The 25,817-nt window shown below is 68.6% G+C and carries 25 protein-coding genes; 9 read left to right on the top strand and 16 right to left on the bottom strand.

Going from position 1 to position 25,817, the window contains the following annotated elements:
* Window positions 1-23 precede the first annotated feature (23 nt).
* Both AC069I_RS14590 and AC069I_RS14585 read right to left on the bottom strand, forming a co-directional pair.
* The gene (locus AC069I_RS14590; RefSeq protein ID WP_478265613.1) at window positions 24-1,937 is read right to left on the bottom strand and encodes an MFS transporter; all 1,914 of its coding nucleotides are present in this window, start codon (window positions 1,935-1,937) and stop codon (window positions 24-26) included.
* Between the two features lie 51 nt (window positions 1,938-1,988).
* Window positions 1,989-2,753 carry a glutaminyl-peptide cyclotransferase gene (locus AC069I_RS14585; protein ID WP_478225273.1) on the bottom strand — a complete coding sequence of 255 codons (765 nt, stop codon included), beginning with the start codon at window positions 2,751-2,753 and terminating at the stop codon, window positions 1,989-1,991.
* Window positions 2,754-2,802: 49 nt separating this feature from the next.
* Between AC069I_RS14585 and AC069I_RS14580 the strand changes: the two genes are divergently transcribed.
* Window positions 2,803-3,669, top strand: coding sequence for a DUF3027 domain-containing protein (locus AC069I_RS14580; RefSeq protein WP_478225274.1), 867 nt, complete (start codon window positions 2,803-2,805; stop codon window positions 3,667-3,669).
* Window positions 3,659-6,466, top strand: coding sequence for a sacsin N-terminal ATP-binding-like domain-containing protein (locus AC069I_RS14575; protein WP_478265612.1), 2,808 nt, complete (start codon window positions 3,659-3,661; stop codon window positions 6,464-6,466). Before AC069I_RS14580 ends, AC069I_RS14575 begins: the two co-directional genes overlap by 11 nt.
* A 67-nt stretch (window positions 6,467-6,533) precedes the next feature.
* Here AC069I_RS14575 and AC069I_RS14570 read toward each other — a convergent pair whose 3' ends face one another.
* Window positions 6,534-6,761 (bottom strand): DUF2530 domain-containing protein, encoded by a 228-nt coding sequence (locus tag AC069I_RS14570; RefSeq protein ID WP_125801418.1) that lies wholly within the window; start codon window positions 6,759-6,761, stop codon window positions 6,534-6,536.
* Between the two features lie 80 nt (window positions 6,762-6,841).
* Between AC069I_RS14570 and AC069I_RS14565 the strand changes: the two genes are divergently transcribed.
* From AC069I_RS14565 to AC069I_RS14550, 4 genes are all read left to right on the top strand, one after another.
* Entirely contained in the window at window positions 6,842-8,299 is a 1,458-nt protein-coding gene (locus AC069I_RS14565; protein WP_478225276.1) for an NCS2 family permease, read from the top strand.
* 67 nt (window positions 8,300-8,366) lie between these two features.
* A complete protein-coding gene (locus AC069I_RS14560) occupies window positions 8,367-8,798 on the top strand; it encodes a MarR family winged helix-turn-helix transcriptional regulator (RefSeq protein WP_016337543.1) in 432 nt (143 codons plus the stop codon).
* Between the two features lie 107 nt (window positions 8,799-8,905).
* A complete protein-coding gene (locus tag AC069I_RS14555) occupies window positions 8,906-10,165 on the top strand; it encodes an MFS transporter (protein WP_478265611.1) in 1,260 nt (419 codons plus the stop codon).
* Window positions 10,162-10,587: a hypothetical protein gene (locus tag AC069I_RS14550; protein ID WP_478225277.1), complete on the top strand. Its 426-nt coding sequence runs from the start codon at window positions 10,162-10,164 to the stop codon at window positions 10,585-10,587. The genes AC069I_RS14555 and AC069I_RS14550 overlap by 4 nt, the downstream gene beginning before the upstream one ends.
* On the opposite strand, the gene AC069I_RS14545 is transcribed toward AC069I_RS14550, so the two are convergent.
* The 7 genes from AC069I_RS14545 to AC069I_RS14515 all read right to left on the bottom strand — a co-directional run bounded on the left by AC069I_RS14545 (window position 10,584) and on the right by AC069I_RS14515 (window position 19,318).
* Window positions 10,584-11,600 (bottom strand): hypothetical protein, encoded by a 1,017-nt coding sequence (locus AC069I_RS14545; RefSeq protein WP_478265610.1) that lies wholly within the window; start codon window positions 11,598-11,600, stop codon window positions 10,584-10,586. The two genes, AC069I_RS14550 and AC069I_RS14545, sit on opposite strands and share 4 nt — an antisense overlap.
* Window positions 11,601-12,668: 1,068 nt before the next feature.
* Window positions 12,669-13,418 carry an arylamine N-acetyltransferase family protein gene (locus AC069I_RS14540; protein WP_478265609.1) on the bottom strand — a complete coding sequence of 250 codons (750 nt, stop codon included), beginning with the start codon at window positions 13,416-13,418 and terminating at the stop codon, window positions 12,669-12,671.
* Between the two features lie 94 nt (window positions 13,419-13,512).
* Window positions 13,513-14,136: a superoxide dismutase gene (locus AC069I_RS14535; protein WP_340686579.1), complete on the bottom strand. Its 624-nt coding sequence runs from the start codon at window positions 14,134-14,136 to the stop codon at window positions 13,513-13,515.
* Window positions 14,137-14,334: 198 nt separating this feature from the next.
* The gene (locus AC069I_RS14530; protein ID WP_478265608.1) at window positions 14,335-16,203 is read right to left on the bottom strand and encodes a serine hydrolase domain-containing protein; all 1,869 of its coding nucleotides are present in this window, start codon (window positions 16,201-16,203) and stop codon (window positions 14,335-14,337) included.
* A 255-nt stretch (window positions 16,204-16,458) separates the two neighbouring features.
* Window positions 16,459-17,127, bottom strand: a complete 669-nt coding sequence (locus tag AC069I_RS14525) for a biliverdin-producing heme oxygenase (RefSeq protein WP_478225281.1) — start codon at window positions 17,125-17,127, stop codon at window positions 16,459-16,461.
* A gap of 73 nt (window positions 17,128-17,200) precedes the next feature.
* Window positions 17,201-17,794: a TetR/AcrR family transcriptional regulator gene (locus tag AC069I_RS14520; protein ID WP_478225282.1), complete on the bottom strand. Its 594-nt coding sequence runs from the start codon at window positions 17,792-17,794 to the stop codon at window positions 17,201-17,203.
* Window positions 17,795-17,818: 24 nt separating this feature from the next.
* A complete protein-coding gene (locus AC069I_RS14515; RefSeq protein WP_478225283.1) occupies window positions 17,819-19,318 on the bottom strand; it encodes a glutamate-cysteine ligase family protein in 1,500 nt (499 codons plus the stop codon).
* 216 nt (window positions 19,319-19,534) lie between these two features.
* Here AC069I_RS14515 and AC069I_RS14510 point away from each other — a divergent pair, with 216 nt between their 5' ends.
* Window positions 19,535-20,350 carry a TrmH family RNA methyltransferase gene (locus tag AC069I_RS14510; protein ID WP_478225284.1) on the top strand — a complete coding sequence of 272 codons (816 nt, stop codon included), beginning with the start codon at window positions 19,535-19,537 and terminating at the stop codon, window positions 20,348-20,350.
* Window positions 20,351-20,377: 27 nt separating this feature from the next.
* The gene (locus tag AC069I_RS14505; protein WP_478225285.1) at window positions 20,378-20,980 is read left to right on the top strand and encodes a DUF2537 domain-containing protein; all 603 of its coding nucleotides are present in this window, start codon (window positions 20,378-20,380) and stop codon (window positions 20,978-20,980) included.
* Here AC069I_RS14505 and AC069I_RS14500 read toward each other — a convergent pair.
* The 6 genes from AC069I_RS14500 to AC069I_RS14475 form a co-directional block, all read right to left on the bottom strand.
* Entirely contained in the window at window positions 20,977-21,321 is a 345-nt protein-coding gene (locus AC069I_RS14500; protein WP_478225286.1) for a YbaB/EbfC family nucleoid-associated protein, read from the bottom strand. The two genes, AC069I_RS14505 and AC069I_RS14500, sit on opposite strands and share 4 nt — an antisense overlap.
* Before the next feature lie 2 nt (window positions 21,322-21,323).
* Complete coding sequence (locus AC069I_RS14495; protein ID WP_478265607.1) at window positions 21,324-21,950, bottom strand: hypothetical protein; 627 nt, start codon at window positions 21,948-21,950, stop codon at window positions 21,324-21,326.
* 3 nt (window positions 21,951-21,953) lie between these two features.
* Window positions 21,954-23,165 (bottom strand): putative T7SS-secreted protein, encoded by a 1,212-nt coding sequence (locus tag AC069I_RS14490; protein ID WP_478265606.1) that lies wholly within the window; start codon window positions 23,163-23,165, stop codon window positions 21,954-21,956.
* Window positions 23,162-23,605: a hypothetical protein gene (locus tag AC069I_RS14485; protein ID WP_478225289.1), complete on the bottom strand. Its 444-nt coding sequence runs from the start codon at window positions 23,603-23,605 to the stop codon at window positions 23,162-23,164. Before AC069I_RS14485 ends, AC069I_RS14490 begins: the two co-directional genes overlap by 4 nt.
* Window positions 23,606-23,638: 33 nt before the next feature.
* Window positions 23,639-24,379, bottom strand: a complete 741-nt coding sequence (locus AC069I_RS14480) for a hypothetical protein (protein WP_478225290.1) — start codon at window positions 24,377-24,379, stop codon at window positions 23,639-23,641.
* Between the two features lie 189 nt (window positions 24,380-24,568).
* Complete coding sequence (locus AC069I_RS14475) at window positions 24,569-25,387, bottom strand: hypothetical protein (RefSeq protein ID WP_478265605.1); 819 nt, start codon at window positions 25,385-25,387, stop codon at window positions 24,569-24,571.
* 32 nt (window positions 25,388-25,419) lie between these two features.
* Between AC069I_RS14475 and AC069I_RS14470 the strand changes: the two genes are divergently transcribed.
* The gene (locus AC069I_RS14470; protein ID WP_478235340.1) at window positions 25,420-25,785 is read left to right on the top strand and encodes an MmcQ/YjbR family DNA-binding protein; all 366 of its coding nucleotides are present in this window, start codon (window positions 25,420-25,422) and stop codon (window positions 25,783-25,785) included.
* Window positions 25,786-25,817 lie beyond the last annotated feature (32 nt).

The raw sequence follows: 25,817 nt of genomic DNA, 5'->3' as shown, positions 1-25,817 counted from the left end.
GAAGTCGCCGCATACGGTGAAGATTACGAGCCCGGCCGCCACCGGGAGTCACCGGGCTGCGAGGGGATCGGCGATTCGCTCGTCGGCTCCGGGCGCAGCGGCCGGTCGCCGCCGAGTCCCGGGATCAGCGAAGTGCCGCGCCGGACCATGAACGTCTGCGTGAACCCGACGGCCAGCAGGATCGACAGCACCAGGAAGCCGATCCAGTACGTCGGCGGCAGCAGCAGGCCGACGGCACCGCCGAAGCACCAGGACATCTGCAGCACGGTCTCCGACCGCCCGAACGCCGACGCGCGCGACTCTTCCGGCAGGTCTTCCTGGATGACTGCGTCGAGGCTGATCTTCGCCAGCGCGCTCGCGGTCGCGCCGACGAGCGCCACGATCGCCGCCGTCGCCAGTCCCGCCGCCACGGTGGCGATGATCGCGATGCCGAGACAGGCTCCGACACAGGCCAGGATCACCTGATCCGGTTTGCCGAAGTGCAGCCGCGAGCCCAGCGCGTTGCCGAGGAAACCGCCGACACCGGCCGCGGCGCCGATGATCCCGAGCAGCAGCAGCTGGTCGAACGGGCTCTGCCCGCTGCCTTCCGCCTGCGCCTTCACCGCGAACGCGGAGAACATCATCAGGAACCCGGTCAGCACGCGGACGGTGCCGTTGCCCCACAACGAGACGACGATCTGCCGCCCCATCGGCTGCCGCTGCTTCTTGACCCGCCGCTCGGGATGCGCGGACAGCGACGCCGGCACCTCGCCCTCGGTCTTCTCGACCCAGGACGGGATGCGCATCGACTGCACCGCGGCGGCGACACAGATCAGCATGGTGAACCACAGCGCGCCCTGAGAGCCCCAGATCGCGTTGACCCCGCTCGCCAGCGCGCCGAACGCACCGGCGGCGACCAGGCCGAACACGGTCAGCCGCGCGTTGGTCTTGGACAGCGTGATCTCCGGTGGCAGCACCCGTGGGGTCACGGCCGCCTTGAGCACGGTGAACGACTTCGAGAGCACCATCATGCCCAGCGCCGCCGGGTACAGGAGCCAGTCGTCGAAGTGCAGCGCCATCACGATCGCCATCAGCGCCTGGCCCGCCGAGGACACGCACATCGCGAGCCTGCGGCCGCGCTGGATCTTGTCCAGCGCCGGGCCGATCACCGGTGCGACCAGCGCGAACGGGGCGATCGTGATGAGCAGGTAGAGCGCGACCTTGCCCTTGCTCTCCCCGCTGGTGGCGGCGAAGAACAAGGTGTTGGCCAGCGCGATCGCCATGGCGGCGTCGCTGGCGTAGTTCAGCATCACCGCGTACGTCAGCGAAGTCAGGCCCGATTTGTCGGCGCCGTCCGCCTTCGTCGCGCGCTGGAAGGCTCCGACGGCCTGCCCGGTGAGCTGACGGCTGCGCATCGCCGCGACCCGGGTGACCGTGATCTTCTTCGGCATCTTCGGCAGGGAGCCCGCGCGTGGCGGGACCGCGGTCGTCGGATGCTCGTGCGGCTGCTCTTGGGCGACACGCGGCTCACCCGCGTAACCACCGGTGTCGTAGTGCTCGTACTCGCCGCTGCCCGGCGGGTGCTCGTCGTAGAACCCGCCCGGACGACGCCGGACGGGTTCGGTCTGCCGCTGCGAAGGATCCGGATACGGCCGCGCGCCGCGGGGAGGGGTCCTCGGCGGGGGCGGCTGGTGGTGCCCCATCGGGATCGCGCTGGTGCGTGCCTCGTCGGCGGTCGGCCCGGCCGGATGCGGCTGGTAGTGGGGCTGGTGCTGCGGACGGGCCGCGGGCGGCACCGGCTGCTGGTCGACGCGGGTGGGCGGTGGCGCGGACCAGTTGCGCGCCTGGGCGGCTCCCGGCTCCGGCGTCCACTTCCGCTTGCTCTTGCGGCCACGCTCCTTGCCCGGCCTGCCGGAAGGCGTGCCGTCGGGTCCAGAGTTCGAGCCGAAGATTCCCACGCTTCAATCCTGCCTTACGCGGGTCTCGCTTCGCGCGTTCACCACTGCTTTCTAGGTGGTCGCGACGAATTTCACGCGGAACATCCTGGGCCAGAGCTTGCCGGTGATCAGGAATTCGTCGGTCCCCGGCACCGCCGCGATGCCGTTGAGGACGTCGGCGGAGCTCCGCTCCTCGGGAGTGAGGAGCCCGGACGCGTCGATCTCGCCGGTCACCCGCCCGGTCGCGGCGTCGATCCGCAGGATCCGGTCGGTCTGCCAGACGTTCGCGTACACGGAGCCCCCGACGCATTCCAGCTCGTTCAGCTGGTCACGGCCGACATCGACACCGCCTGTCGGCGCGAAGGTCACGGGGTCACGGAAGGTCAGCTTCGACGACCCATCGCTCATCACCAGCTGCCCGTCGCGGTGACACAGCCCCCAGCCCTCGCCGGTGTAGTTCACGCGCCTCAGCTCGGCCAGCGTCTTGGCGTCGCGTTCGATCGCGACGCCGTCCTGCCAGGTGATCTGCCAGGCCGTCGGCCCCAGCACGGTGATGCCCTCGCCGAACAGGCCGGGCAGGTCCTGCCGGACCGACGGCGCCGCGCCCGGGGGCCCGGCCCGCATCGACGACTTCCCGACCAGGCCGGTCCCCTCGTACAGCGTCTCGCCGGAGAACTCGAGGCCCTGGGTGAAGGCGGCCGGGTCGTGGGGCAGCGTCGAGAGCACCCGCACCTTGAATTTCTCGGGCGCGGGCGGGGCGGCGTCGCTCACCGGCGCGGCGGCGCAGCCACCGAGGACGGCGGCCAGCAGGAGTGACATGGTCATCAGCGTGCGCACGCGGACAGCCTGACACGGACCGCGATATCGCGTGCGGCAGAATGGGGGCATGACCCTGCTGTTGACCCTGGACGACGGCTCCATCCAGCGCAAACTCGCCGAGGCGGTCGATCTCGCCCGTGCGGCGGTGCTGGAGGACGCCGGTGCCGAACAGGTCGGCGCGCACGTCGGCGTCGACCGGGAGGACGCGGTCTCCGCGAGCCACCTGTTCGAGGCGACCGTGTCGGGTTATCGAGGCTGGCGCTGGTCGGTCACGGTCGCGCTCGCCGGCGAGGAAGAGCCGATCACGGTCAGCGAGGTCGTGCTGATCCCCGGTCCGGAAGCGCGCGTCGCCCCGGCGTGGGTGCCGTGGGACCGCCGTGTCCAGGCGGGCGATCTCGGCGTCGGCGACATCTTCCCGGTGGAGAAGGACGACCCGCGGCTCGTCCCGGCGTACCTGGAGTCCGACGACCCCGCGGTCGAAGCGGTCGCCAAGGAGACCGGCCTCGGCCGGGTCCACGTGCTGTCCCGGTACGGCAGGCTCGACGCCGCCGCCCGCTGGCACGGCGGCGAGTTCGGCCCGCGGTCGGACATGGCGCGCAGCGCGCCGGACGTCTGCGGGAGCTGCGGCTTCTTCGTGCCGCTCGCCGGGTCGCTCAGCGCGGCCTTCGGCGCGTGCACCAACGACATCTCCCCGGCGGACGGCCACGTCGTCGACGTCGAGTACGGCTGCGGCGCGCACTCCGAGATCGAGGTCGAGGTGACCTCGTCGGTGCCGGTGGCGGAGCTGGTCTACGACGACTCGCTGATCGACTTCGAGCCCGCACCGGAGACCTCCGCCGAGGTCCAGCCGGAGGTCGAGCCGGAGACCGTCTCCCCGGCCGAGGAGACCGCCGACGAAGCTCAGGTCGAGGCCGAAAGCGCCAGTGAGCACTGACCCGTTCGGCACCGAGCGGCTCCGCGCCGCCGTCCTGCGGGCGTGGGCCGATTCGCCGACGCGGTTCACCGAGGACACGAACACCGAGAACGACCTGCGGGTCGGCGGCTACCGTGACCGGCTGTTCGTCGAGCTGGCGCAGAACGCCGCCGACGCCGCCCTGGCCGCCGGTGAACGCGGCAGGCTCCGGGTGTCCGTCGTGGACGGTGAGCTGAGGTTCGCCAACACGGGTGCGCCCTTGGACGCCCGCGGGGTCGAATCCCTTGCCTCCCTTCGCGCTTCCGGCAAGGGGGAGGAGACCGTCGGCCGCTTCGGCGTCGGGTTCGCCGCCGTGCTCACGGTTTCCGCCGAGCCGAGGATCGTTTCGGTGACCGGTGGGGTCGCCTTCTCCGCGGAACGCACGCGCGCCGAAGCCGACCGCGCCGGCGACGTTCCCGTGCTCCGGCTTCCGTGGCCGGTCGCCGAAGCCGAACCTCCCGTGCCCGAAGGCTTCACCACCGAGGTCCGGCTTCCGCTGAGTGAGGGCGTCGACAGCCAGGCCCTGCTGGAGAACCTGAAGAACGACATCGGCGATCTCCTGCTCACCCTGTCCTGGCTCGAAAGCATCGAGATCGAGGGCGGTGTCTGGCGCCGGTCCGATCTCGGTGACGGCGTCGTCGAGCTCGCGTCACCGGAGGGTGCCGAGCACTGGCAGGTCCATCGCGGCGACGTCGTCTGGGCCGTCCCGCTGGACGGGGCCGGTTCGCCCCGGCCGCTCGGTGACGACGTCCTGCACGCGCCGACCCCCACCGACGACGAGCTTTCCCTGCCTGCCAGGCTGATCGCGACGTTGCCGATCGAGCCGTCCCGCCGCCGCGCGCTGCCGGGTCCGGAGCTGACGTCGGCACTGAAGAACGCCGCGCGGGAGTACGTCGAACTCGTCCGTTCCTTGCCCGGCAAGGAACGTCTGGCGCTCGTGCCCGGCGCGGACTTCCCGCGTTCCACTGTGGACGGAACGCTGCGGGAGGTCATCCTCGAAAATCTCGCCGACTCGGCCTGGCTTCCCGCGCAATCAGGTGACGACTTGCCGGGGCGTCAGGCGCGTGTCCTGCCGGTGGACGTGCCGGGGCTGGCGCCGCTGCTGGCGGACCTCGTGCCTGGGCTCATTTCACTGTCCGGTGTGGACCTTCGCGCCGTCGGTGCGCAGTCGCTCTCACCCGCCGAGGCCATCGAGCTGCTGACCGGGGCGCAGCGCGAGCCCTCGTGGTGGCGTTCGCTCTACGACGTGCTGCTGCCGGCACTCGAAGCGCACGACCTCACCAAGGACGACCTCGGCGCGTTGCCGGTACCGATGTCGGACGGTCGTACCTTGCCAGGCGTACGCGACGCATTGCTCGTCGGCGGCTCGGCGGAACTGCTCGAACTTCTGTCCGATGTGGACATCATCGGCCTGCGGCTCGTGCATCCGGCCGCCGCGCATCCGTTGCTGGAACGCTTGGGAGCCAAGCACGCCGAGGCGAGCGACCTGCTCGAAGCCGACGCGCTGAGCGCCGCCGTCGAACGCAGCGTCGAAGACGTCCGGTCCGGTTTGGACGGTATGGCCCTCGCGGGTGCGGTGCTCCGCCTGATCGCCGAGGTCGGTGACGAGGCCCTCGATTGGGCGGGCGCCTTGGCCTTGCCGAGTGAGGACGGCTGGCGTCGTGCGGACGAACTCGTCCTGCCCACGTCGCCACTGGGCGACATCTTCGATCCCGAGGTGTTCGAAGAAGACGGCGCTTTGTCCGTGCTGGACGAGGAATTCGCCGAGGACTGGCCGGCGGCCACGCTCGTCGCGGTCGGCGTGCTGGATTCCTTCGCGATCATCACCGACGACGAACCGCTGGAACCCGAGCACGGCCTGCCCGACGAGCACGACTGGTGGGATTCGCTGGAGCGCCCGCCGTCACGGGTGCTCGCCGTGCGCGATCTCGATCTCGTCGGTGATGACGCCTGGCCGGAGGCGCTGCGGTTGCTCGCGTCCCGTCCCGAAACCTGGCGTGCCCTCACCGAACCCGGCGGGCATACCGGCTGGTGGCTCGCGCGGTACGCGCTCCTGGACGGGCACGCGCCGCTCGATTGGCGGATGCCGGAAGCGTCCGCGCTGGCCGGGCTCTACGACGTCGTCCCGGATTCGGGGTTGAGCAAGGAGATCCTGCTCGCCATCGGGGTAAGGACAGAGCTGGGTTCCGACGCCGAAGACGTCGAAGATCTCTTGGAGCGGCTGGGCGACCCCGAGCGCAAGGTGAGCTCCGGACTCGCTTCCCTGGCACACGCGGCACTCGCCGAGTACACAGTGGACGTCGCGCCGCCGGATCGCGTCCGCGCCGCAGATGGTTCGGCCGTCGATGCCCAGAACGCCGTCGTGCTCGACGTGCCGTGGTTCGCCGCCGTGCTGGCGCCGGAGCGCATGGTCGTCGCGGCGAGCGGCGCCGCCGCGCTGGCGGAACTGCTGGACCTGCCGGTGGCGAGCGGTCTCGACGCCAAGGTCATCGAAGACGGCGAATACGTGCCGTGGACGGAGCTGCCCGCGCTTCGGCTGGCCGCCGATCAGCTGGGCGTCGAACCGCCCGAGGGCGGGGTGCTGCTGCACGAGGCGCTGACGGTGACCTTCGAGGACGCGGAGCATGACGTCGCCTGGTGGTCCGACGGCAGGCTGCACGCCGCCGACACCCCCGAAGGGCTCGGCCGGGCCTTCGCCTGGGCGACGGACCGCTGGGCCGACCGGCACGTCCTCACGGCCCTGCTCGAAGACCCCTCGCCTTCGGCCCTCCTGAACTGACGCATTTCGTCCTCTGAATGCGGTAGTTGCACACGCAAGGACCGCATTCAGAGGACGAAATGCGCGGCTAGAAGCGTTGGGCGCTCTTCGAGCCCCGGCGGGCGGCGGCGCGCTGCCAGGCGATGATCGCGAGACCGATGAAGCCGAGCACGAGGCCGGAGAACGCCGTCTGCACCCAGATGCCGTCGGTCACAAAGAACAGGACCACGGTCGCGACCGCCCAGAGCGAGGTACCTACGATCACGACCGGCGTCAGGTCGGTCAGCCGCTTCGGCAGCTCCGGCGTTGGCCGCAATGAACCGTTTACTTCCCCGGAATTGATCGATTCGCCCACGTGGGGAAGGGTACCCGGCAACGGGCGAAGGGTGGTACGCGATGGCGGAGCAGCGCACCCGGTCCACACTGGACCGGTTCTTCAAGATCAGCGAGCGCGGCTCGACACCGGGGCGTGAGATCCGCGGCGGGGTCGTCACCTTCTTCACGATGGCCTACATCGTGGTCCTGAACCCGCTGATCCTCGGCAGTTTCTCCGCCGACGACGCGGGCGCGCACAAGGACGTCCTCGGCGACATCCTCCCCGTGCCGCAGGTCGCCGCGGTGACCGCGCTGGTCGCCGGGGTGCTGACGATCATCATGGGCCTGGTCGCGAACTACCCGTTCGCCATCGCCACCGGTCTCGGCATCAACAGCCTGATCGCGGTCACCTTCGCCTCCCAGATGACCTGGCCGGAGGCGATGGGCCTGGTGGTGATCGAGGGTCTGGTCATCGTCCTGCTGGTGTTCGCCGGTATCCGGACGGCGGTGTTCAATGCCGTGCCGCCGCCGCTGAAATCCGCGATCGCGGTCGGCATCGGCCTGTTCATCTGCCTCATCGGCCTGGTCGACGCCGGATTCGTGCGCCGCGTCCCGGACGACGCGAAGACGACTGTGCCGGTCGGGCTCGGCATCAACGGTTCGATCGCGTCGTGGCCGACGCTGGTGTTCGTCGTCGGCCTGCTGGTGACCGGAATCCTGGTGGCGAAGCGGGTCAAGGGCGCGATCCTGATCGGTGTCCTCGCCTCGACCGTGCTGGCGATCGTCATCGAGGCGATCACCAAGGTCGGCCCGTCGAAGGGCGTCAACCCGCAGGGCTGGAACCTCGGCTACCCGGCGCTGCCCGATCAGGTCCTTGGCGTGCCGGACCTCTCGCTGGTCGGCGACATCTCCTTCGGCGCCTGGACGCGGCTGCCGATCATCACCGTCGTGCTGCTGGTGTTCACCCTGGTGCTGGCGGACTTCTTCGACACCATGGGCTCGATGACCGGCCTGGCGAAGGAGGGCGGTCTCCTCCCGCCGGACGGCAAACTCCCGAACGTCGGCAAGGCCCTGTTCGTCGACGGTCTCGCCGGCGCCGCGGGCGGGTTCGCGTCTTCGAGTTCGAACACCGTGTACGTCGAATCCGCGTCCGGCATCGCCGAGGGCGCCAGGACCGGGCTCGCGAACGTCGTCACCGGGGTGCTCTTCATCGCGGCCATGTTCCTGACCCCGCTCTATCAGGTCGTCCCGGTCGAAGCCGCCGCTCCGGCGCTGGTCGTCGTCGGCGCGCTGATGATGAGCCAGGTCAAGGAGATCGACTTCGCCGACTTCACCGTCGCGCTGCCCGCGTTCCTGACGATCGTGGTCATGCCGTTCACCTACTCGATCGCCAACGGTATCGGCGCCGGCTTCGTCAGCTACGTCGTCATCCGCGCGGTCACCGGCAAGGCCAAGGGTGTGCATCCGCTCATGTGGGGTATCGCGGTGATGTTCGTGGCCTACTTCGCGGTCGGTCCCATCCAAGCCGCGTTCAACTGACCAGCGGTTATGTCATCCGTGGGCGATCTCACGGGCCGATGATCCGATCGTGAGGTATGCTAACTATATGTCCGGAGACACGCACGAGCGCTCACTGGCGAGCCGCCTGCGTCTCGCGGTGGTGCGGCTGAATCGACGGCTGCGGGCCCAGCGCGCCGGTGACGGCATCTCGCTGACCCAGGTGTCCGCGTTGTCGACGCTGCACAAATGCGGTGCGCTGACCCCCGGTCAGCTCGCCGCGAAGGAAGGCGTCCAGCCGCCCTCGATGACGAGGGTGATCGCCGCGCTCGAGGAGATGGGTTACGTCGAGCGCAGGCCGCATCCGACGGACGGCCGCCAGGCGATCGTCGAGTTGTCCGACCGCGGCCGGGCCTACGTGATCGAGCAGATCACCGCGCGGGAGATCTGGCTGGACAAGCAATTGGCGGAGTTGAGCGCCGAGGAACGTGAAGTGCTCTCTCGCGCCTCCGAGATCATCGACAGGATGGCGGGGAACTAACAGCGGTGACGACCACGGGTAACGAAACACAGTGTCCTTCCAAGACCACCGTTACCCGGGAACCCACTCCACCGCCACCACCCGCGCGCGAGAAGCCGCGCGGGAGCATGTTCTCCTCGCTGAAGGTCCGTAACTACCGGCTCTTCTTCACCGGCCAGGTCATCTCGAACATCGGCACCTGGATGCAGCGCATCGCGCAGGACTGGCTGGTGTTCACCCTCAGCGGCAACGACCCGATCGCGCTCGGCATCGCGGTCGCGCTGCAGTTCGCGCCGACGCTGTTCCTCTCGTTGTGGGCCGGGGTGCTGGCCGACCGCGTCGACAAGCGGCGGCTGCTGATCGGCATCCAGATCGCCGTGCTGGCGCAGGCGGTCGTCCTCGGCGCGCTCGATCTGAGCGGGATCGCGGCGCTCTGGCACGTGTACCTCCTCTGCTTCACCCTCGGCGTGACGGCCTCGCTGGAGGTGCCCGCGCGGCAGTCGTTCGTAGCCGAGATGGTGGGCAGGGACAAGGTCACCAACGCCGTCGCGCTCAACTCGTCGATCTTCAACATGGCCCGTATCGTCGGCCCGGCCATCGCGGGTTTCGCGATCACCTGGGTCGGCACCGGCTGGCTGTTCATGGCGAACGCGGTGAGCACGGGCGCCGTCATCGCCGCGCTGGTGATGATGAACCCGGACAGGCTCTTCCGCGGCCCGGCCATCCCGCGCGAGAAGGGGCAGCTCGTCGAAGGGCTGCGATACGTGCGGCGGCGCAGCGACCTGATGACCGTGATGGTGCTGGTGTTCTTCGTGAGCACGTTCGGCATCACGTACTTCACGTCGCTGCCGATCGTCGCCGCGAACGTCTTCCACACCAACGCCGACGGCTACGGCCTGCTGTCGACATTGGTCGCCGTCGGCACCTTCACCGGCGCACTGATGTCGGCCCGCCGCAACACCCGCGGCGGGCCGCGCGTGCGGCTGCTGCTGATCTCGGCGTTCCTGCTCGGCGCGTTCGAGGTGATCACCGCGTTCATGCCGACCTACCTGACCTTCGGCCTCGCGCTGATCCCGCTCGGCTTCGCCACGATCACCTTCCTGAACACGGCGAACGCGCTGGTGCAGACCGCGGTCAGCCCGGAGATGCGCGGCCGCGTGATGGGCCTGTACGTGCTGGTGCTGATCGGCGGCAACCCCATCGGCGGCCCGATGACCGGTTGGATGGCCGACGCTTTCGGCGGCCGCTCGCCGTTCTACATCGGTGGCGCGGTCTCGGCGCTCGCCGCGATAGCCTGCGCTGTCGTGCTGATCCGGCGCGGCGGGGTGAGCCTGCCGGTGCGGCGGTTCGGGAACGGTCTGCGGGTGCTGAAGCGGGAGCGGGTGTGAACGAACTCGGCGTCGAACCGTCGGTGACCGGCGAGTCCCGGTTCCTCGACTGGACGATCGACGGCGTCGCGCTGCGCACGCTGGTTCCCGCTCAGCAGCAGACGCCGTTGTCCCTGGACGACGAAGGATGGCGTGATTCGGCGGTCGAGACGCTTTCGCGGTTGCTCGGCCGCTTGCCCGGCGATTTCGACGACGGCCGGGTCGCGCTGCTGGTGTGCCCCTTGTGCGGTGATCTCGGCTGCGGCGGGTACAGCGTCGAGATTGTCTTCGGCGACCACGCGGTCGAGTGGCGGGCCTTCGGCTGGCAAACCGACTACGAGCCGTTCGACGACCCGGAGGAGTACCGGTTCACCGGGGCCCGTTTCGACCGGAAGGCGTACGAGACGCTGCTCGGCGATCTTCTGGCGGACTACCGGGCTTAACGGCCGAGCAGCGGCGGCACCATCTTTTCGGCGAGCGCCTGGAGGTCGCCGGTGCCTTTGAACTTCAGCGTCTGCCCGGCCGGATCGTCGGTGAGCTGCACGACGACACCTCGTCCGTCGATCTGGGCGGGCAACCCGGCGATCGTCGTGGTCGGCGCGACGGCGGTGGACAGTTCGCTGTAGTCCGCGGTCACGCCGTTCAGCTCGCATCCGGCGAAGAAGATCGGTTTCGCTTTGTCCGGCGGCACACCGAGCGCGCGGCCGAGTTCTCCGCACAGCAGCCACGAGATCACCGGGAGCGGCCTGTCCTTGATCGGGCCGGGTTCGATCTTCTCCACGGCGATCTCACCGTCCTTGCCGATTTTCGGCAACTTCGGCCCTGGTGGTGTCACGCCTGCGATCAACGCTTCGGCGAGTGCCCTCGCCGTCTTTTCGGTTTCGGGGCTCTTGACGATCCTGCCGCGGAGCGAGACATGCAGCACCGGCGAGGCGCCGTTGTGCGGCGCGACCTCGACGAGTTCGACGCTCAGGCTGGTGCCGTCCTTGTCGGTGGCGATGACCGCGAGCTTGCCGGCGACCGAGGTCTTCGTGGGCATGCCCCGGCTCGTGTCCTCGGGCAGCGCGGGAATCATCTGCACGCTGACGTCGAGTTTCGTGGTGATCGCGTGACAGGAGCTTCCTGCCTCCCGCAGCGTGCGGTCGCCGAGGATCTCCTCCCAGCGCTGCTCCGGGATCGCCTGGCACAGCACCTGCGCGCCGGTTTCGTCCGTCAGCGCGGCCACCATCTCGCCCGTCGGCATCGTGACCGGGCGGAGCGCCAGCCCGGTCTTGGACGGCCAGACCGCGGGCAGTTCGGCCTCTGGCTCTTCGTTGTTTTCGTTCAGCATGATGATCGCGACGGCGATACCCGCGCCGAACAGCAGCAGGACACTGACCAGCGCGCAGCCCGCCCAGATCCACATCGGACGGTCGGTCTTGCGTGCGATGGCGCGGTAGTCGTTCGGGGTGGCCACGGGGTGAAGCTAGCCCGTCGGGCGTCCGCTGTCCGGCGAAACGCCAACCCGATGGATGGATCCGCACGGTGGATCTTCGAGGAGAGTTGCGTAGACCTGGACCAGCGCTGGTCAGTAAACCGGCGAAGTGGACCCGGCCGCCTTCCGGACGGTGGGTGGGATTCTGATCTCTTCCGCCATTTCTCTCACTCGGCTCTTTTTGTGACCGCCGCGCTGCCAGCACCAGGCGAGGGCGACCGGGACAGCGAGCAGCGGTTCTTCGAAAGCACGTAGATCATCACCGTCGGCCCGAGCTCGGAGATGGTGTCCAGGATTCCGTTTCCGGCGTCCATCGTTCTCGTGGGTGAAATGCAGACGACGTTGCCCCGGAAGCACCAGGCTTCGTACGGCACGTCAGGCGGACGTGAGGTCGCCTGAAAACAGCGCGGCGCTGTCACCAAGTAACCAGATCAACGGCCGAGGAAGGCGCTCACCTCTCGTGGGGCGGAACAACGCCCGTATCGTGATGCTCAAGACATGAACAGCACAGCGTTCCGGTTGGCGCGGAAGACTTCGAACGTTCAGCACCCGGATCGTCCGTTGAACTCGGGACCCGGGGCATCCTTCATGGACGACCACCGCCCCCGTGGTCCCGAGGTCAGCGGCAGGTAGGCGGAGACCGGGTCTCACCTCCACCTGGCCGAGGGAGGCGGCTCCAGCGCCTCCCGCAGGTCGCCGCCCACGGCGTCCGCGATGTCTTCGACGGTCCAGGCGTCCCGTTCGAGGACGGGGTCCTTGGTCACGGTCTGCCTAAGGACGCACAGGATGTCGCCGTGGTGACGACCACGGCCTTGCCGCTCAGAAGACTCATGGGGACCAGTGTGCTGTCACCCGGAAGGGTGAGATCGGCATCTTTCGGCGGAACCCCTTGTCGGGGTAGATGAGGTTAGGCTAACCTCATACATGTCCGCTTCGTGGTGGGAGCGGCAGTCAGTTCGGGAACGGACGAAGTCCCGCAACCGGGTCACCCCCGGAGGCGGGGCTTCGTTCATTCCGGAGGGTTCATGGTCGATGACCATGCCGATTCGGTCAAGGCACCCGGTCGAGTTCGATCCCGAACTCCTTCCGGTAGACGTCCAGGATCTCCCGATCACCCGAAAGCCTGGTCTCCTCGTGGACGCCATGGGTGGTGACGATCAGCCTGTCACCCGCGAGCGTGACCCGCCCGTGCCTGGTCGGCAGCGAGCAGGTCGGCCCCTGCGTGAAATGCGAGTCCGGCGACGTCGACTGCCAGAACGCCGTCGGGACGAACTCGTCCAGATCCCGCGGCCGCCGCTCGATCCGGTACTGGGGATCGCCGTCCCGCAGGACGTCGATGTCCCCGTGGGGCGCGTCGAGGACCAGGAACTCACCCTCCGGGTCGGCCTGCGCCTCGGTGGCGGACAGCCGCAGCGGGAACCGGCTGAACCGGCCGAAGCTGACGTCGGCCAGCCAGGGTTCGTCCAGGTCGACGTGGACGACCGCGTGGTCGAACGGCGGCCCGAGGGTGCCGTCCGGCCGGAACACCTTCGCCGGCCTGAGCTCGGCGTCGAACCCCAGTTCCCGTAGCAAGGCGGCGAAGAGCCCGTTCAGTTCGTAGCAGAAGCCGCCGCGCCGCCGTCGCACGATCTTGTCGAACAGCGCCTCGATGTCCAGGACGATCGGCTCACCGAGGTGGCTGCTCAGATTCTCGAACGGGACCACCGCGAGGTGGCGTTCCTGCAGCGTCCGCAGCGCGGCGACGTCCGCGGTGGCGGGACGGTCGAGCCCGAGGCGGTCGAGGTATGCGGCGACGTCCATGCGTCCACCTTCACACCTCGACTCCACTGGAGGTCAAGGCGGAAACAAAGAACGGGGCCCTCCCGGAAGGAGAGCCCCGCTTCGTGGCGAGAGGTCAGCCGAGCAGCAGGCCGTTGCCACCGGCGACGGCGTTGTCGAACCGCTTGGAGATCTCGGCCCAGTTGAAGATGTTCCAGAGCGCCTTGACGTAGTCCGGCTTCACGTTCTTGTAGTCCAGGTAGAACGCGTGCTCCCACACGTCGACCAGCAGGATCGGCGTGGTCGGCAGGACCAGGTTGTTGTGGTGGTCCCGCAGCTGCTGGGTGATCAGCGTCTTGCCGATCGGGTCCCAGGAGAGTGCGGCCCAGCCGTTGCCCTGGATCGTGGTGGCGACCGCGGTGAACTGCGCCTTGAACTTGTCGAAGGAGCCGAACGCCTCGTCGATCGCGGAGGCCAGCTCGCCGGTCGGCTTGTCGCCGCCTTCCGGGGAGAGGATCTTCCACCACACGACGTGGTTGGCGTGCCCGGCGAGGTGGAACGCCAGCGTGGTCTGCAGGCCGACGATGTCGCCGAAGTTGCCGGCCTCGCGGGCCTCGGCGAGCTTGTCGAGCGTGTCGTTCGCGCCCTTGACGTAGGTCGCGTGGTGCTTGCTGTGGTGCAGCTCGTTGATCTCGCCCGAGATGTGCGGCGCCAGAGCGCTGTAGTCATAGTCGAGATCGGGGAGCACGTAGCGGGCCATCGGCCCTCCTTCTGTCTTCGACACAAGTTTCCAAGGACGAACTTAGTCGTCTTCACCCGTTTGCGGCGACCGGGGGCGCCGCGTTTCTCCCCAGGTGGAACGACCCGTTCGTAGCGGCTGTACCCCGTGGGGCCACCGCTTGAAACCCACCCTGCTAGCTCCAGTTAGCTGGAGGTCAAGGCGATGTGACGGCGGTCATCAAGCCAGGTAGGGCAGCCCGACCAGGTGATAGGAGGCGATCACTCCGAGGAAGGCCACCAGTGCCACGGAAATCACCGTGTAGGTGATCCTGGCGGGGGTGTTCCACCAGCGGCGGAGCCACGCGAGCGCCGTGCAGGCGACGGCCGCGCCGGCCAGGAGCAGGACGACGTTCGGCAGGAGCAGGGTGATGCTCAGCAAGGGGGAGTGCCCAGAGGTCAGCGCGACGGCGGTGGCACTCAGATCGCTCATGAGGAGCGCGAAACCACCCGTGAACAGCAGGACCGCGAGGGCAGCGGACCAGGCGGCGACGGTCGCGAACCGGGCACCCGGCGGGTTCCGCTCACGGCCTCGCCGGACGAACGCGCGGATCGGCCACCACACCAGCGCGCCCAGCAGGAGCAGCAGCGCGATACCGAGGATCAGCAGATGCGTGGAGGGCGAACCGAGCCACGACGTGCGTTCGTGGGAGGAGTTCGGGTCGTCGCCCGCGAAGAGCAGCATCTGCCCGCCGGATTCGCGGAACGCGAGCCGCTCGCCCGCCGCGTCGGTGAACAGACCGGGCTCGGTCTGTGTCCATCGCCGGGTCCCTTCGCCGAGACCGGACGTCGTCAGCGCGCCGTCGCCGTCGGCGGTCACCGTGACGCCGCCCGCGAGCGCGCGGACCTTCGTGAAGCTGTCGTAGTCCAACCGGGTGTTGTTGTAATCGCCTTCGAACCGTGAGACGTCCCCCGTCAGTGGCACGGGAGCGGGAATGGGAGCGGCGGGCTGGAGCCGGTCGAGGAAGGCTTTGAGCACCTCGGCGGTCACCGCGGCGGCGTCACCGGAGAACGCGCCGCCGTTGAACGCCAGGTACACGCCGGTGTTCTTCTCGGGGATCAGTTCCAGCACGCTGAAGAACCCCGGTGAGTCGCCGCTCTTCTCCACCATGCGCAGGCCGTTCAGGTACCGCTCGGAGAAGCCGAACCCCATCGCGGGCAGTCGCGGGTCGTTGCGGTACCGCGCGCCATGCAACTGGTCGAGCAAGGAGCGGCTGAACACGCCAGGGACGAGGTTCGCGGACAGATAGCGGCCCATGTCGGCCGGAGTGGCGACGTTCCCGTCACCGGCGGGTGGTTCGGGGCCGAAGTTGGCGGGCGGGACGACCTGCGCGGACCCGTCCCAGCGGTAGCCGGTGGCGAGTGGGACGTCCGGGGTGGGCTGGGCGACGCTGCTGTCCTTCATCCCCGCCGGTTCGAAGATGTGCTGCCGCACGTAGTCCGCATAGGACTGTCCGGACGCGAGTTCCACGAGATGCCCGGCCAGCGCGAAGCCGTAGTTCGAGTAAATGGCGACCTCGCCGGGCGGGCGGACGCGGGTGGGTATCTCGTTCGCGAGGTGCTCGGCGAGCGTCGGCAGCTTTTCGTCCCGGGGCGTGAACATCCGGTACACGCGGTCCTCGAAACCCGCGGTGTGGGTCAGGAGGGAGAACAGGGTGACCGGCCGGCCGGGGAAGGTTTCGGGGATCTTGAACGACTTCAGGTACGTGTTGACGTCGGCGTCCAGCGCCAGTTCGCCCTTCTCGACGAGCTGCATCGCGGCGGTCGCGGCGATCGACTTGCCGACGGAGTTGATCAGGAACCCGGTGTGCGCGGGGTCCACCTTGGCTTGACTGTCTACTGAGGACACTCCGTAGCCCGCCGAGAACACGGTCTTGCCGCCTTCGACGACCACCACGGCGGCGCCGGGAATGTGATGCTCCGCAAGGCTTCGCGGGAGGATTTCATCGAAGACGCCGGCGGCGGAGCCGGGTGTCGCCGCTTGGGCGGCGGGGGCACTCAGGACCGTCGCGACGGTCAGCAGGGCGGCGGTGGCCGCGATCCGGAACATACCCCGAAAGTTAGGGATTTCCCCGGGGAGAAGGGATCCGGCGGGCCGCCGATCGGGGGGTGGGGCCTGCCCTACCCCGCGACCGGTCCGCCATCAGGAGAAGGAGAAAGGTCCGGGAGGCGCTCGACGAGGCGACCGTCAGCCTGGGTGCTTCTTGCGTGAGCCTGCCCGGCGGCTCGGTGTCCGGTGCGGCTCCGGGGTCTCGGCGCTCGCGTCCACCGGCGTCGACGGCGGCTGGCAGTCAGGCGCAGGAGGTCAGGCGGCCCGGTACGCGTCCAGCTCGCTCGCCAGCTCGTCGAACACCGCGATGTTGCACTCGAAGGCCACGATGGCCTCCTCGATCAGCCGCGCGCGCTCGTCCTCGGTCCACGGCGCCGAGTTCAGCCGCTCGCGATAGTCGTCCCGGAACTTGGGCGCGCTGCCCAGCTGGTCGAAGTGGTAGAACAGCGAACCCGCTTCGGTGAGCTCGTACTTGCGTTCCAACAGCCGCCGGATGACCTGGCCGCCGGCGATGTCGCCGAGGTAGCGCGTGTAGTGGTGGGCGACGAACCCGCCGGACCAGTCCGACGCCTCGGCGACGCGCCGCGCGTAACGCTCCGTCGAGGGCAGGGGCCGGATGGTCTCGCGCCAGTCCGGGCCGACGAGGTGTTCGAGGTCGCGTTCGAGGCTCGGCAGCCGCCGCAGCTCCTCGAAGACGAACTCGCCCGCCACCGGGTCTTTCGCCAGCTTGTCGGCGGCCTGCTCGATGGCCTGGTAGATGAAGTAGTACTGGATCGCCAGCCGGGTGTACCCGTCGCGAGTGAGCTCGCCGCCGAGCAGCGCGTTCATGTACTCGGAGTGGTTGGCCCGCTCGTGGGCGGGCAAGGTGGAGGCGCGCAGGGTCGCGGAGAACGGCCCGGATTCGACGTCGGTGGTCACCGGCATGGACAGAGCCTCCAAGCATCGATCTGACATGCTGTCAGAAAGAGCGTAAGGCACAACTGCGGGTTAGGCTACCCTAATTTTCCGGTTTCCCGATCATCCCGACCGCTCTGAGCACGAAACGGACGGCTCCCTCGATCGCGTCGTCCAGCCGTTCGGGTGGTACGTCGACGACCTGACGGCTGCCCAGCGCGGCGGTGATCATCGGGATCAGCACGTCGGGGTCCTCGTCCGGCGTCCCCTCGGCGAGGATCTCGCGCAACTGGCCGGTGATGGGGTCGGCGTGCGCGCTGATCCGCCGGTACGCGGCGGGTGCCAGCGCGGACGCGAGCGCCGTCCCCGGCGGCAGGTGGTACTCGGCCAGTACCCGCAGCTGGAGCCGGACGAACGTCGCGAGCTTCTCGACCGGGGTGTCCGCGGTCGCGACGGCCACCGTCAGCCGTTCGACGTACCGGGTCGCCTCGTCCTCGACGAAGGCGACCAGCAGGCTCTCCTTGTCGGGGAAGTGGTTGTACATCGCCGTGCGGCCGAGGCCCGCTTCGGCGGCGACACCCGCGAGCGTGATCGCGTCGAATCCGCGTTCGTACAGCTGCCCGCGCAGGACGTCGAACACCCTGCTGCGGACCTCGCGCCGGTGCTCCTCCAGCGACCGGCCGATGATCTTGGGCACGAGCCACCTCCCTGGAGGGAGACTCTAAGCCTCCAGCGACCAGGTGTGCACCGGCGTCTCGGTGGCCGACAGCTCCAGATACCGGCCCAGCATCCGGTGCAGCGCGGTCTCCCGCTCGGCGCCGCGCTCCTCCGCGCGCAGGACGTACTCCCGCTGCCATGCCGCGCCGGTCCGCCTGGTGAGGCACCGCTGCTCGATGATGCCCAGATAGCGCTCTCTCGCCTCGTCCGAAACGTCCGACCGGCGTAGTCCCTCGTGCGCCAGCGGCAGCAGGACCCGCAGCACCAGCTCGTCCGGCGGGATCCAGCCGATCCCCGGCCAGTACAGCTGCGCGTCGAAACCCCGGCGCGCTCCCGCGTACATGTTCTCCTCGGCGGCCTGGAACGACATCTGTGTCCACACTGGACGGTCAGCCTCGGCGAGGGCCCGCTGCGCGCCGTAGAAGAAGGCGGCGTTCGCGACCATGTCGACGACGGTCGGGCCCGCGGGCAGCACGCGGTTCTCCACCCGCAGATGCGGCAGGCCGTCGACGACGTCGTAGACCGGCCTGTTCCAGCGCCAGACGGTGCCGTTGTGCATCCGCAGTTCGGTGAGCTTCGGGGCCTGCCCGGAGTCGAGCGCCTCGATCGGATCCTCGCGGTCGGTCTCGGGAAGCAGCCCGGGGAAGTACCGGACGTTCTCCTCGAACAGGTCGAAGATCGACGTGATCCACCGCTCGCCGAACCACACCCTCGGCCGCACGCCCTGGTTCTTCAGCTCTTCGGGCCGGGTGTCCGTGGCCTGCAGGAACAGCGGGATCCGCGTCTCGTGCCAGAGCGCCTTGCCGAGCAGGAACGGCGAATTCGCGCCGACGGCGACCTGGACGCCCGCCAGCGCCTGCGCCGCGTTCCAGTGCGCCGCGAACTCCTCCGGCGCGACCTGCAGATGCAGCTGGACGGAGGTGCAGGCGGCCTCGGGCAGGATGGATTCGGAGTAGCTGCGCAGCCGCTCGGGCTGACGGCAGGGAAGCGGCGCGCCTTCCATCGAAAGCACGGTGCGCTCGCCGCGCGCGGCGAAGATCCGGTCGTTGAGCAACGAATACCGCGCGTTGTTGGTCAGCCACTTCTGGTCGAAGTGCTCGTGCCGCAGCGTCGGGAGGATGCCGATCATCGCCAGGGAGGCGCCGGATTCCTCGGCCTTGCGGGAGGCGGCGCCCAGATACGCGTGGAGATCATCCTCCAGTTGCAGCGCGGACTCGCCTGCCAGCGGCCGCGGCGGCACGTTGAGCTCCAGGTTGTGCTGGCCGAGTTCGGTGGTGAACGACGGATCGTTCAGCGCTTCGAGCACCGTCGTGTTCGTCATCGACGGGCGCAGCTGGCCGTCGACGAGGTTGAGTTCGACCTCGAGGCCGATGTTCTTGCGCGGGAAGGAAAAACTTCCGTCGGTGAGCATGCGGGCCAAGGTGTCGAGGCAGCGCTGGACCTTCCGGCGATAGCGGCCGCGATCCTGCGGCTCGGAGGGGTCCGCCGAAAGATTCTTACCCATGTTCGTCGAGCTCCTCATTGGCCACGCTCCGCGGGATCCAGGCGGGACTGCCAGGCGGCCCAACGGTTTCACGCCTCGCTGTCGCCCGGCTAGCGGCCAAACTGGTGCTCTCTGTCACGAGTGGTTAACTGACAGCAAAATACCTCCATTCGTACCATTTACCCGCAGGCGATCGGACGCAAACGGCGCGCAGCGGGCGGATGACACACTCTCCTGGTGGCAGAACTGATCACCATCGACGACCGCGACGACCCGCGGCTCGACGATTTCCGCGACTTGTCCACAGCCGATCGGCGTCCCGATAGGCCGGGTGGGCGTGGCTTTGTGATCGCCGAAGGCACCGTCGTGGTCGAGCGGCTGCTCAAGTCCCGCTATCCGGTCCGTTCCCTGCTCGGAGTGGAACGGCGGTTCCACGAACTGGGCGGCGACCTGGACGGCGTCGATGTCCCCGGTTATGTGACTTCGGCCGAGACGATGGCCGAGGTGGTCGGATTCCACCTGAATCGCGGCATCCTGGCCGTCGCGGACCGGCCGTCTCCGCCGCCGGCGGTGGAAGAGGTCATCGACGGTGCGCGGGTGCTCGCGGTGCTCGAAGGCGTCGGTGACCACGAGAATCTCGGTTCGCTGTTCCGCAACGCGGCCGCGCTCGGCGTCGACGGGGTCCTGCTCGGCGCCGGCTGCTCGGACCCGCTGTACCGGCGCAGCGTCCGCGTCTCGATGGGGCACGTCCTGCGCGTGCCGTTCGCGACAATCGGCTCCTGGCCCGGTGACCTGGAACTGCTGCGGGAACGCGGTTTCCGTATCGCGGCCCTCACTCCTCGTGCGGATTCCGTTTCGCTGCGCCAGTTACGCGACCAGACACCGGAGAAGGTCGCGCTGATGCTGGGCGCGGAAGGCCCCGGCCTGACCGAGGAGGCCATCGCCGCCGCCGACGTCGCGGTCCGGATCCCGATGCCGGAAGGCGTCGATTCGCTGAATGTCGCCACGGCGGGCGCGATCGCGTTCTACGAGACGCGTCCACCGCTATCGTGAGCACCCGAGCGATCACGAGGAGAACCCATGGAATTGCGGATCCGTGAGGGACGCGCGGTGCTGGCCGGTCCTGGCGGCGAAAGCGCGCGCGAGGTGGACCCGCATTCACTCGCGATCGGTTCGGATCTCGCTCAGGCGTTGCACGAATGGGCCAGGGTCGCTTCCGCCGTCGGCGGCTCCGGCACCGAGGCGGCTTCCGTGGTCTCCCAGCGAGGCCGCCAGCTCGCCCAGCGGGTCGCCGCCACGATGGGCACGTCGGTGCGGTTCGTCGATCCTGTCTCCGGCGACGGCGTCCTCATCGACCCGCCCGCCCCGGCACCCCGCAACGAACTCGCGCGGCGGCTCTTCGGCACGCCGGACCCCGCCGGGGAACCGACACCCTGGCTGACCGGGCTGACCGTCTCCGCGTTCGCCGCGGCCGTGGTCGTCGTGGCGATGCTGGCACTGGCGAACACTCTCGCGCGTGAGACCAACGGCTGGCTCGCGCTGCTCGCGTCCGCCGTCGTGTCCGCCGGGATCACGCCGTCGCTGTGGCTCGCGCGGAGGGTGCCGATCGTGCGCTGGGCCTCCTTCGGCGCGGCCGCGGGGATCGTGATCGCGTGGATCGGCGTGCTGATCGTCGTCTTCTAAAGATCGAAAACGGTGTCGATCGGCTCGTCGTGCTCGTCCTCGGCGGGTGCCGGACGGTTCGGCCGCGGCGCGGGCTCCCCGGTCAGCGCACGCCGGATGGTCGCCGTGATGACGTCACCGAGCGCGCTCGCGCTCGACGCCATCGCCTTGTCGGCGAGCCGGACCTCGCCGATCGCGCCGCCGGGTCCGACGGTCACCGTCACCGTGCCGTCGGGGGAAGTCACCTCGGTCACGTCACCCGCCGCGGCGAGCGCCTTGGCGTTCTCGGCCTTGCGCGCCTCGATCTCGCGCAGCTGCCAGCGCATTTCCTCGATCAGCTGGGGATTGCTGAGTTCCGCCATGGTCATTCCTCCGTGGTGCCCGGGCGAAGGCTGTGCGCAACGCGGGACGCGGCTTCCGCGACCGCGGGCCACGCCTCCATAGAATCCGCGGTCACCGCGAGGATCACGACGCCCTCGCCAGTGGGCAGTGGAACCTGAAACTCCGCCTTGATCCGGGGTTGGACCAGGTCTTCCGCCTGCCCGGTGAGTTCGGGCGGAAGCCGGAATTCACCGACCTCGATCGCCGCCAGTGCGGGGCCGAGTGGTAGCCGGACCGCACGAACATCCGCCAGCGGATGATTTCGCCGATGGACGTCCAGCAACGCACTCGTCATCACCTCGCCGTCCGGTTCAGCCGGCCCTGTGCGGACAGACGGCAAGCGGACGGTTCCCAGCGTCAGTGTGGCCACGTGCTCCGGACCCTCGCCGACGGCGAATCTGCCGAACAGGCGGACGCCGTTGGCCTTGAAATAAGGGGCCAACGCCCTCAGATGAGCGCTGAACTGTTCGGCATCCGTCCCGGTGACCTCGGCCACCTTCTGGCCGAGGGCCTTCGTGATCTCCGCGTTCGTTTCGTCGTCGCCCGTCACCGGCATGCCGATGAAGCCGGGCGGCAGATCCAGGAGTAGGCCGGTCTCGATCGAGTTCATGGATCAGCTCCAGGCCTTGTCTTCCGCGCGTTCGCGTCGCCGCTCTGGGGTGTTGTCCGCGGCGACCCCCGCCTCGGTGGCGTTGCCCACCGCGACGGCTCCCCACAGAACGGGCAACCCGTTGAAGATCGACGCCGCCGCCATGGCGGCTTGTCCGGCGTCCTTGGGCCACCAGTAGTTCTTGAAGTCGTCGATCGGGCCTTCGAAGCTCATCCCGGCCACTTCGGTACCCGCATCGGTCTGGAACTGCGCGCCCACCAAGCCCAGACCCACTGGCTTGATCCACGGACTGTTCGGGAAGAGAGCGCCGAGGGCGGAAGTGGTCACCCCTGCCAGGTCGAACGCGATCGTCTCCGGCGAGACGTCGGCCCCGGCAAAGGCGGCCGTGGCGTGACCCGCGGTCGCGACGACCCCGAAGCCGGTGCCGATGGCAGAGACGACCTCGCCCGCGGGCGGCGGAATGAACTCCCCGGCGAGACCGAGGACGTTCCCCGCGTCACCCACGACGTCCGAAACCTTCGAAAGAGCCTCGGCGTTGTCTTGAACGGCGTCCCAGACCGCGTCCACCACGTCGGCGGTCAGGTTGACCAGATCCTTGACGACACCGGTGACCGCGTCGACTACATCGTCCAGGAGGTCGGGCTCGTCGGGAGCGAGTTCCTTCGCCCTCCGGAGCGACTCCGCAGCGCGAGCGGCGAGCGAGGTGTGCTGTGCGAGCAGGTTCTTCGCGGCTTCCTGAATCTCCGAGCAGCCGTCGATGGCCGCCTGGAGCTGTTGTCCGGCGTTGTCGAGAAGAGCCTGCGCGATCCGCAAGGACTGCTGGTCGGTGAACGTCTGGTTCGCCAGCGCGAAGTCCGGATTGGCGCGAGCCTGCTCGGCGGCCTGGGCGGCCGCTTGGGCCTGACGCTCCAGGTCCGCTGCTTGACGCTGCATCTCCCCGAGGTCACGAGCCCAGCCTTCGAGTGCGTACGCGGCTTGCGCCATCGAACGCGCGGCGCCGTCCAAATAGTCGGGGAGTGGGCCGAGACGACGAGCGAACGCTTCACTCGCTTCGCCGGTCCAGATTCCCTGCTTCGTGACGATCTGGCGCAGCATGGTGTCAGCCTCTTCGAGGTCGCGGCTGACCGTGCGGTACTTCTCGGCCAGATCGCCGACGCCCACGACGTCACCGGGAGCCGGGTCGAAGCCGAGCGCGGGGTACTGGTTCCCGGTCACCTGCCGCCTCCGAGGATGTCGGTGATGCCGCCGGTGTAGCCGCCGCCGACCGGGCCGCCGTCGTCACCGAGCGGGAACCGCGGCGAGGGATCGGGGCCACCGGCGCCACTGGGTTTCGGCGGAGCGTCGGCAGGCTCGGGAATGAGGTCACCGAGCTTGTCGAGGCCTTCGCCGAACTCTTCTTCCATCTTCCGGTACTTCTCCTGAGCGGCCTTCAGCCTTTCGGTGACGCCTTCCGCAGCTTCACCGAGCCTTCCGATGCCGAATTCCCAGGCTTCCTCGAAATCCATGCCGGATTTCGCGAGATCCGGGTTGCCGAGCGCGCCCCATACGCCTCCGCCGGCGAGTTTCTTGTTCGCGTCTGCCATCCGGTCGGCGCCGGTTTCGAGATCGCCGATGAGCTTTCCCAGCTCGGCGATCTTCACCGCGTACCCGGCCATGCCGTCCTCCCCTGTGAATCGGTGTCGAAGAGCTCAGGGCCGTTCGGCCGTTCCGGAATCTGACGATCGTTCGTTCACCCGCGTTCCCCGGACGAAGACGATTTCGTTCTGCCATTCGTATTTGCCCCGGCGCCAGGCGGTGTAGAAGTAGCCGAAACCGGCGGCCATCTGCGCCGCGAGCTCGGGATCGAGCCCGCTGACGATCGTGTTGACGTGGACTGCCGGGTCTCCGGCGGTGAACCGGTTCGCGAGCCACCCGACGCGAGTGGAACGAGGCACCAGGTAGATCCAGAGCGCACCCGCCGCGATCCCGGGGAGCAACAGCGCAGCGCCGAGGTAGAACAGCCATTCTTGCGAGGTCAGCTTGCCCACGAGCATGAGGACGCCGCACAGCAGAGCCGCGATCACGCCGGTGAACAGGGGAAACTGTGGGGAGCCCGGGTGGAACCCGCTTCGGTGCCGGGGCGGTGCGGCCGGGTCGCGCTGCAGCAGTAGAAGCCTGTCGGCACTGGTCGCGAGTTCCCGGGTGATGATCATCCCGTTCTGATGGGCGAGCTCGGCGACGTACCGGCGGGCCAGCTTCACGTGCCGAAGACTGAGCCAAGCCTCGTTTTCGCCGCGGATCCGCCGGAGCAGACCGCGTTGCCCGGCGGGGTCCGGTTTCGGCTGCCAATGGTCATAGAGCCGTCCCGGAAAGCTGTCCGGTGCGTACTGGAAACTCAGGATGTTCGGATCGGAAGGCGGGATTTCGACATACCGCCGATCGGCGGCCATTTGCCGAATCACCTGCGGATCCATTGCCCATATCGAGGGCGAGACATGGACAATGGGACGGCCGTCGAAGTGCAGGTACCGCAGTGAGGCCAGTCGGCACGCCCAGTCGACGCCCAGAGAGACCGGCTGGATGCCTTGTTGCGACAGGTACACCGATGATCACCCTCCCCGGCGCCGAGGGTAACCGAGTCACGCGCGTTTGTAGAACTTGAGACTCGGGCCGCCCGCCTGTGTCGCAGACTGCCCGTAAAGCTCATAACCGTGATACGACGCGATCTGCACGACCAGGTCGGCGGGGATCTGATAGGCGCGCATGGCGAATTCCACGTGGGGGCTGCCGTCGAATTCCCGGGCCAACCAGCCGACGCGGGTGGTGCGCGGGAACAGGCTGGTGGTGAAAGCGGCCGGGATGGCGCCGGCGAAGGCCGCCATGAACAGGAGGCTGACGACCGGGGCTTCGTGGCCTGACGGCATTCCGACGATCACCGCCGCCGCGCCGAGGAGGACGAGGACGGTGACGGGTGCGATGTTGTTCAGCCAGGCGTAGCGGAACCGGAGGCCCGTGGGTGCGGGCAGGGGAAGCCTCGGCGGTGACGGATCCCGGCTGAGCAGGAGGACCCGGTCGCTCGGATCCGCGAATTCGGCCGCGACACGCAGGCCCTCCGTCTCGGCGACTTCCGCGACACGCCGGGCGGAGAGGTTCGCGTGCTTGAGGCTGATCCAAACCCGGCCGGAGCCGCTGAGATGGTTCAGCAGCCAGCGTTCGCGGTCTTTGTCCGGTCTGTCCGGCCCGTCGAAGACGGGGACCGGCGGGACGTGCTGCGGCGCGAACTGGAAGCTCAGGCAGCCCTGGAACATCGGCGCGATCTCCAGGTAGCCGCGGCTTCGGGCGATACCGCGGAGAGCGTCGGGATCGATCCGCCATTCCATCGGTGAGACATGCGTGTACGGCGTCCCGGTGAAAACCTGGAAACGCAATCGGACGGCGCGTGCGTACCAATCCTGCATGAATCCCCCCTGGCCCGAGGATACTGAGATCCATGACCGGTGACCCGCTCGATTCACTCAGACGGCTGTGTCTCGCGCTGCCGGAGACCTCCGAGCGGCTCAGTCACGGCGAGCCGACGTGGTTCGTCCGCGGCAAGAAGACGTTCGTCATGTACGCCGACCGTCATCACGACGACAAGGTCGCCTTTTGGTGCCCGGCGCCGCCGGGGGCGCAGGAGGAATTGGTGGGCGCCGAACCCGAGCGATTCTTCCGTCCGCCGTATGTCGGGCATCGGGGGTGGCTCGGGGTACGGCTGGACGTGGACGTCGACTGGACCGAAATCGAGCGGATCGTCGTCGACGCGTATTGCCTCGTGGCGCCGAAATCCCTGATCGCGCAGGTCCCCGGACGCACGTAGTGGCCCCTCCACCGGAAGGGGCCACTACGTGC

Source organism: Amycolatopsis sp. NPDC043885 (assembly GCF_056435685.1).
The sequence above is the reverse complement of the archived record's forward strand: the minus strand, read 5'-3'. Positions and strand labels throughout refer to the sequence as shown.